Here is a 7,076-nt window from a genome sequence, read left to right as displayed (position 1 = left end):
CTGAAAAGACGTTTTAACATGACTGGTTCGCGCTATCCGGCAGATATTTTTTGCCAAATTTGTCGCTGATGTAGCCGCGAACCATGTTCAGCGCGTCCTGACTCAGGTTGGTGGAGTCGGTACGCATATAGGTGATGTGCCCTGCCTCATAGAGTCGCTGAGCCATCATCATGGTCTTTTTCACGCCGAAGCCCAGACGGGTGCTGGCCGCCTGCTGCAGGGTGGAGGTGATGAACGGCGCGCCCGGCTTGCTGCTGGTCGGCTTATCTTCACGCTCCAGTACGCTGTAGCTGGCTTTTTCCAGCAGCGATACCGCCGCCATGGTCTCATCGCGGCTGACCGGACGGAACGGCTTATCGTCCTTATGGGTCACCTGCAGCGGCAGGGCGTCACCGCCCGGCGTGGTGGTGCTGGCGTCGACTTCCCAGTACTCTTCCGGGACGAACGCTTTAATTTCACGTTCACGCTCCACCACCAGGCGGACCGCGACGGACTGTACGCGCCCGGCAGACAGACCACGGGCGATTTTTTTCCACAGCAGCGGCGAAACCATATAGCCCACCACGCGGTCCATAAAACGACGCGCCTGCTGGGCGTTAACCCGATCGATATTCAGTTCGCCCGGCTTTTCAAAGGCCTGACGAATAGCGTTTTTGGTGATCTCATTGAACACCACGCGGCTGTAACGCTGTTCATCGCCGCCGATGACTTCCCGCAGGTGCCAGGCAATGGCTTCCCCTTCGCGGTCAAGGTCGGTTGCGAGATAGATGTGGTCAGCTTTTTCCGCCAACTGTTTGAGTTCTGAAACTACCTTTTCTTTACCCGGAAGTACTTCATAGTGCGCATTCCAGTCATGCCATGGATCCACGCCCATACGGTTAACCAGAGCACTACGTTCGTCCTTTTTAGGCTTTTTAGCCCCTTTGGTGGCGGTAGAGTCGGCGCTCTTTTTGGAAGCTGATCCACTGGTCGGCAAATCGCGGATATGACCGACGCTGGATTTCACCACGTAGTCATTACCCAGATACTTATTGATCGTTTTGGCTTTTGCCGGGGACTCAACGATAACGAGAGCTTTACCCATATTCACCTTTACCTAATTTGATTCATCCAGGAATACATCGCACATTCATACACCCTCCACTGGCGACTGCCTCATATGTTGCGGCACCGTCGGTGAATATCAACCCTGAACACCCGTTTCATCTCCGTAAAACCAGGCGCTTGAGTTTGCTGACTTTTTCTCGTCAGGTGACATAGCACGAAGAATTTTTGGCCGAATGTCAAGCAAATCTGTTGCCAGATCGCCGAAAGCGTCACACTGTACCTGATAAAATTCGTTACGCAACTTTATTAGCATGCAAAAGCAAATCCCGCCAGTAAACGGCTGTTTCTCCACTGGTTACCATTACCCCTGATTTATGCATGGAAAATTTGCCCCACGCCGCCGCGCGGCGTAAACTACGCGCGGAGAAAAAGAGGAGTCCGTTATGCAAGGTACAACCCAACCAATCGATCGCCAGACGCTGCTCGAAAAAGCCAACAAACTTATTCGCGAACATGAGGATACGTTAGCCGGTATCGAAGCCACCGACGTCGTTCAGCGCAACAATGTCCTGGTGTTTAGCGGTGAGTTTTACCTTGATGAGCAGGGACTACCGACGCCGAAGAGTACAGCGGTATTTAACATGTTTAAGTATCTTGCTCACGAGCTGTCGGACAAGTACCACCTGGTCGATTAAGACCGGTGAAAACAATAACGCGAGGCCCAGGCCTCGCGTTATGTTATTTACATCAGCGGTTTCTGACCGCGCTGCCACCAGCGCAGCAGAAGCCGATCGGCGCTCTCCGCCGCGCTACCGGTGAAGCGGTCGAGCATCTTCTTACGCTGTTGATAACGCACCCCGATCACCTCGTGGCTCTCCATCAGCCCCAGCAGCAGCTCATCGCTGGTTTCAACCGCATCCACCAGACCTTTTTCCAGTGCCTGCACCCCGTACCAGTGTTCGCCGGTAGCTACCTGCTCAATATCAAGTCCCGGACGCATCAGGTGGACGAAATCCTTGAACAAATGATGTGTCTCATTAAGATCCTCGCGGAACTTGCGCCGCCCCTCCTCGGTATTTTCGCCCAGCATGGTGAGCGTTCGTTTGTACTGCCCGGCGGTGTGCAGTTCGATATCGATATCTTTATTCTTCAGGAAGCGGTGCAGGTTCGGGATCTGCGCCACCACGCCAATAGAGCCAAGGATCGCAAACGGCGCCGAGACAATTTTGTTCGCCACGCAGGCCATCATATAGCCGCCGCTGGCCGCCACTTTGTCGACCGCCACCGTCAGCGGGATCTGCTTGTCGCGCAAGCGCTGCAGCTGAGAGGCGGCCAGACCGTAGCCGTGCACCACCCCGCCGGGGCTTTCCAGGCGAATCACCACCTGATCGCGCGCTTTCGCCGCCGCCAGTACCGCGGTGATCTCTTCCCGCAGGCTATTGACCTCATGGGCATCCATACTGCCTTTGAAATCCAGCACCCAGGCGCGCGGCTTGCCTTCCGGCTCGGCATTACCCAGCTTCGCCCGCGCTTTGGCCGCCTTCGCCTCTTGTTTTTGCTTTTTCTTCTGCGCCTTATGCCACTGCTTCTGCTGCGGGCCGTCCAGCAGCGCCACCGCCAGCGATTCCTTCATCTCTTTATAATGCTCGCTAAGATTGGTCACCCGCAGCTCGCCGCGCTGCTTCTTGCGCTGAGCGAGGTTGACGATAATAGCGGCAATCACCGCGATGGCGACGACAACCGTCGCGATCTTGGCTAAAAATAAGCCGTACTGAGCAAGTAATTCCACGTTTTCACCTTGTGTAAAGCACTGACGTTGCTGCACAGTGTACCTCAGCCGCTGGCGAGAAGTCTTTGTGCTTTGTGTTCTCTGCGCAGCGGATTCCGTTTTTTTTCGCGCGGCTGAAATCGTTGCAAGATATTAATTTTGTGAATACTTTCCGCTTCGCCGATTGCAATAGCGGGCGCTTTCAGGCATAACAGCGCAAAAGTGAGATACCAAAGATGAAGCGCGATCGGGAACCGATCGCCCAAGGAGTTGCCGTGCATTATCAACCACAACGTCACTTGCTGAAAGATCGCATCATCCTGGTCACCGGGGCCAGCGACGGGATTGGTCGTGAAGCGGCCCTGACCTACGCGCGCTATAGCGCCAGCGTTATCCTGCTGGGTCGCAACGACGTCAAACTGCGCACCGTCGCCCAGGAGATTGAGCGTGAGGGTGGAATTCCCCCTCGCTGGTTTACCCTCGACCTGCTCACCTGTACGCCCCAGGCGTGCCAGCAGCTGGCGCAGCAGATCAGCATGCACTATCCCCGCCTTGACGGCGTGCTGCATAACGCCGGCTTGCTCGGCGACATCTGCCCAATGGAAGAGCAGAAGCCGGAGGTCTGGCAGCAGGTGATGCAGGTGAACGTTAATGGCACCTTTATGCTGACCCAGGCGCTTCTTCCTTTATTACTCCGTTCGGAATCGGGCTCGCTGGTCTTCACCTCATCCAGCGTCGGTCGTCAGGGCCGCGCCAACTGGGGCGCCTATGCCGTTTCCAAATTCGCCACCGAAGGGATGATGCAGGTGCTGGCCGACGAGTATCAAAGCCGCCACCTGCGGGTAAACTGTATCAACCCCGGCGGCACTCGCACCGGAATGCGCGCCAGCGCGTTCCCGACGGAAGATCCGCTGAAACTGAAAACCCCCGCTGACATTATGCCCGTCTATCTGTGGCTGATGGGTGACGACAGTCGTCGCAAGACGGGAATGACCTTCGACGCCCAACCGGGACGTAAACCAGGAATTGCCCAATGAGTGATGAACGCTACCGCGAACGCCAGCAGCGGCTGAAAGATAAAGTTGACGCCCGGGTGGCGGCGGCCCAGGACGAGCGCGGCATTGTGATGGTCTTTACCGGCAACGGCAAAGGCAAAACCACCGCCGCCTTTGGCACCGCGACCCGCGCCGTCGGCCATGGCAAAAAAGTCGGCGTGATCCAGTTTATCAAGGGGACCTGGCCTAACGGTGAGCGTAATCTGCTGGAGCCTCACGGCGTCGAATTTCAGGTGATGGCCACAGGTTTCACCTGGAACACCCAGGATCGCGACAGCGACACCGCCGCCTGCCTGGCGGTCTGGGAGCATGCCCGCCGTATGCTCGCTGACGACCAGCTCGATCTGGTGCTGCTGGACGAGCTGACCTACATGGTGGCGTATGATTACCTGCCGCTGGAGTCGGTGCTGAGCGCCCTGCGTGAGCGCCCTGCCCATCAGTCGGTGATCATCACCGGCCGCGGCTGTCATCGCGATATTATTGAACTGGCCGATACCGTCAGCGAACTGCGTCCGGTCAAGCATGCATTTGATGCCGGGATTAAAGCGCAGATGGGGATAGACTACTGAGGGCCTGATAGCGCGGAAGGAAGTACGCGTTCCGGCGGCAAGTCACCGGAACGCATAACATTAACCGTTAGTCTTATTGCGAGTACTGGAACGACGGTTGCTGTTGTTACCCTGGCGCGGATTAGCGCTGGTCTGGCTGTGACGCTTCACCGCCCGACGGATCTGATTGGCTTTCAACCGCCGACGGTCTTTCTCGACGGCAACCTTAGAGCTGGTTTCCGGCGTGAGCTCCACCAGCTCGCGCAGGTAGTTGGTCTGCGCCAGGTCCAGCTCGGTATAGCCGCCGCGCGGCAGGCCTTTCGGCAGCAGAATATCGCCGTAGCGCACGCGGATCAGACGGCTGACCTGCACGCCGACCGCTTCCCACAGGCGACGCACTTCGCGGTTACGCCCTTCGGTCAGGGTAACGTTATACCACTGGTTAATCCCTTCGCCGCCGGTGAATTTGATGGTTTTAAACGCTGCCGGACCATCTTCTAACTGTACGCCGCGCGACAGCTGGCGCAGCTTATCATCATCCACCTGGCCGAAAACGCGAACGGCGTACTCACGCTCGACTTCACGGCTCGGGTGCATCAGGCGGTTGGCCAGTTCGCCATCGGTGGTGAACAGCAGCAGGCCGCAGGTATTCACGTCCAGACGNNCGCCGCGCAGTTTAGGCAGACGATCAAACACCGTCGGGCGTCCTTCCGGATCGTTACGGGTGCACAGCTCGCCTTCCGGCTTATAGTAAGCCAGCACGCGGCAGATCTGCTCGGCAGACTCTTTCACCGAGATCAGATGACCATCGATACGAATTTTTAAACCAGGGACAATTTCCACACGATCGCCGAGGGTGGCGATTTTGCCGTCGACGCTGACGCGGCCAGCTTCGATTTTCGCTTCAATTTCACGGCGGGAGCCGTGGCCGGCGCGGGCCAGCACTTTTTGCAGTTTCTCGCTCATTGAGCTTCCTTAAGGTGTCGCCTTCCCAGGCGTCTGGTATGCTTTATGAAACAATGAGGCCAAAAGCACAACTCATTGTTACGTATATACTTTTAACGTAAAGTCTCGTCGGCGCGTTCAGGATATCCACCGCGAGCCCGTATTCGTGGCCGAACATACTACACTAACTTCGTCGGGAAAGCTTCTGTTCGCCGCGCCCCGTCTTTAGTATGGAACAGATTTTCCTCATTCTCCTGTGCCCATTCACGCATACGGATCTTTATCGGACAGCGCCCCCCTCACTACGCGCGCTCCTCAGCGACGGCCGGGCGCTGGCCAAGCAGCCAGTCGCGAAAACAGCGGTTGGCAGGCGCCAGCAGCGCGGTCTCGTGGTAAACCAGATGATAGGCCAGCGGACAGGCGATGGGCTGCGCCAGAGGATTAACCAGCCGCCCCTGCGTCAGCGCAGGCGCTATGAATGAGCGTCGCAACAATGCCATCCCCATACCGGCGAACGCCGCCTCCGTCACGCCGTTGGAATCAGTGAACACCGGCCCACGCCGCGCGAAGTGCGGCGCCAGCCCCACGGCCTCACACCACAGCGCCCAGTCTTCACGATGTTCATCGTGCAGCAGCGGATACTGCAGTAGATCGCTCGCATCGGTGAGCGTCCGGCGCGGAGCGATCAGCTGCGGACTGCAGACCGGCATCAGGTCGTCATCCAGCAGGCGGTAAGCCTGCAGTTCCGGCCAGCCGCCGACACCATGACGCACGGCAAAATCGATCCCTTCACTCAGCAAATCTACTCGCCGGTTGGTGGTGCCGATCTGGATCTCAATCTGCGGATAGCGTCGTTCAAAATCAGCCAGCCGCGGCAGCAGCCACTGAATGGCGAAGCCGCTGGTACAGCTGATAGCTACCTTTTCTGGTCCCGGGGGCACCTGCAGGCGCTGGGTGGCGGCGGCTATCTGATGAAACGCCGGCTGAACGGCCCGCAGGTAGATCTCTCCCACCGCCGTTAACTGTAACCGTCGCGGAGTACGGATAAATAGCGGGACATTCAGCGTCTCCTCAAGGCGGGCAATCTGCTGGCTGACGGCGCTGGGCGTGACGCAAAGCTCACTGGCGGCCAGCTTCAGGCTAAGCAGCCGCGCCGCCGCCTCAAAGCAGCGCAACGCATTCAGCGGCGGGAGTTTCATGGATATGGAACCTCAGTTAAGAAAAACTTAATCATGTAAGCATAACGCGTTTGTCGCACGCTGCACGTGGGTTCTACAGTTGACTTCCTTCGTGACTACAAGGAGTCAATCATGCGTGTTATCGACTATGGCCGCCTGCTGCTGCTCGCCGCCCTCTGGGGCGCCAGCTTTTTGTTTATGCGCATCACCACCCCGGCCTTCGGGGCGTTGAACAGCGCTTTTCTTCGCGTACTGTTCGCCGCTATCGCGCTCGGGCTGTTACTCGGCGTGCAGGGTAAATGGAGCGGGTATCAGGGAAAATTCACATCCACTCTGCAGCTGGGGGTCATTAATTCAGGCCTTCCTTTTCTCATGTACTGCCTTGCCGCGCAATGGCTGCCGGCAGGGTACTCCGCCACACTTAACGCCACGGCGCCGATGATGGGGGTGCTGATCGGCGCGTTATGCTTTGCAGAACCGTTAACCCTGCGCAAAGGCGGCGGCGCGATACTGGGCGCCATTGGCGTGGCGGTGA

8 protein-coding genes and 1 pseudogene are annotated in these 7,076 nt (G+C 57.7%); 4 read left to right on the top strand and 5 right to left on the bottom strand.

Annotated features, from left to right (window positions below; translation table 11 throughout):
• Positions 1–22: 22 nt before the first annotated feature.
• A pseudogene (gene topA / locus KHQ28_RS26680) lies at positions 23–1,084 on the bottom strand (type I DNA topoisomerase); the annotation flags it as partial.
• A 406-nt stretch (positions 1,085–1,490) separates the two neighbouring features.
• On the opposite strand from topA, the gene KHQ28_RS26675 reads away from it, so the two are divergent.
• Entirely contained in the window at positions 1,491–1,742 is a 252-nt protein-coding gene (locus KHQ28_RS26675; RefSeq protein WP_002901761.1) for a YciN family protein, read from the top strand.
• A gap of 47 nt (positions 1,743–1,789) precedes the next feature.
• Here the strand turns inward: KHQ28_RS26675 and sohB are convergent, their stop codons facing one another.
• Together sohB and KHQ28_RS26665 are read right to left on the bottom strand one after the other, a co-directional pair.
• Positions 1,790–2,836, bottom strand: a complete 1,047-nt coding sequence (sohB, locus tag KHQ28_RS26670; protein WP_032419064.1) for a protease SohB — start codon at positions 2,834–2,836, stop codon at positions 1,790–1,792.
• Positions 2,837–2,880: 44 nt separating this feature from the next.
• Positions 2,881–3,096, bottom strand: a complete 216-nt coding sequence (locus KHQ28_RS26665) for a hypothetical protein (protein ID WP_004148112.1) — start codon at positions 3,094–3,096, stop codon at positions 2,881–2,883.
• Between KHQ28_RS26665 and KHQ28_RS26660 the strand changes: the two genes are divergently transcribed.
• On the top strand, positions 3,091–3,852 hold the full coding sequence (locus KHQ28_RS26660; protein ID WP_032419065.1) for a YciK family oxidoreductase: 762 nt from the start codon (positions 3,091–3,093) through the stop codon (positions 3,850–3,852). The genes KHQ28_RS26665 and KHQ28_RS26660 overlap by 6 nt on opposite strands.
• Positions 3,849–4,439: a cob(I)yrinic acid a,c-diamide adenosyltransferase gene (cobO, locus tag KHQ28_RS26655; protein WP_002901749.1), complete on the top strand. Its 591-nt coding sequence runs from the start codon at positions 3,849–3,851 to the stop codon at positions 4,437–4,439. The genes KHQ28_RS26660 and cobO overlap by 4 nt, the downstream gene beginning before the upstream one ends.
• Before the next feature lie 60 nt (positions 4,440–4,499).
• On the opposite strand, the gene rluB is transcribed toward cobO, so the two are convergent.
• Complete coding sequence (gene rluB, locus KHQ28_RS26650; RefSeq protein WP_211777744.1) at positions 4,500–5,384, bottom strand: 23S rRNA pseudouridine(2605) synthase RluB; 885 nt, start codon at positions 5,382–5,384, stop codon at positions 4,500–4,502.
• Positions 5,385–5,665: 281 nt separating this feature from the next.
• Positions 5,666–6,562 carry a transcriptional regulator GcvA gene (gene gcvA, locus KHQ28_RS26645; protein ID WP_004176482.1) on the bottom strand — a complete coding sequence of 299 codons (897 nt, stop codon included), beginning with the start codon at positions 6,560–6,562 and terminating at the stop codon, positions 5,666–5,668.
• Between the two features lie 111 nt (positions 6,563–6,673).
• Here gcvA and KHQ28_RS26640 point away from each other — a divergent pair.
• On the top strand, positions 6,674–7,076 hold a 403-nt coding region (locus KHQ28_RS26640), incomplete at its 3' end, for a DMT family transporter (protein ID WP_211777743.1).

The organism is Klebsiella sp. 28 (assembly GCF_018223905.1).
GTDB lineage: Bacteria > Pseudomonadota > Gammaproteobacteria > Enterobacterales > Enterobacteriaceae > Klebsiella > Klebsiella pneumoniae.
This window is presented reverse-complemented; position numbering and strand designations above follow the sequence as displayed.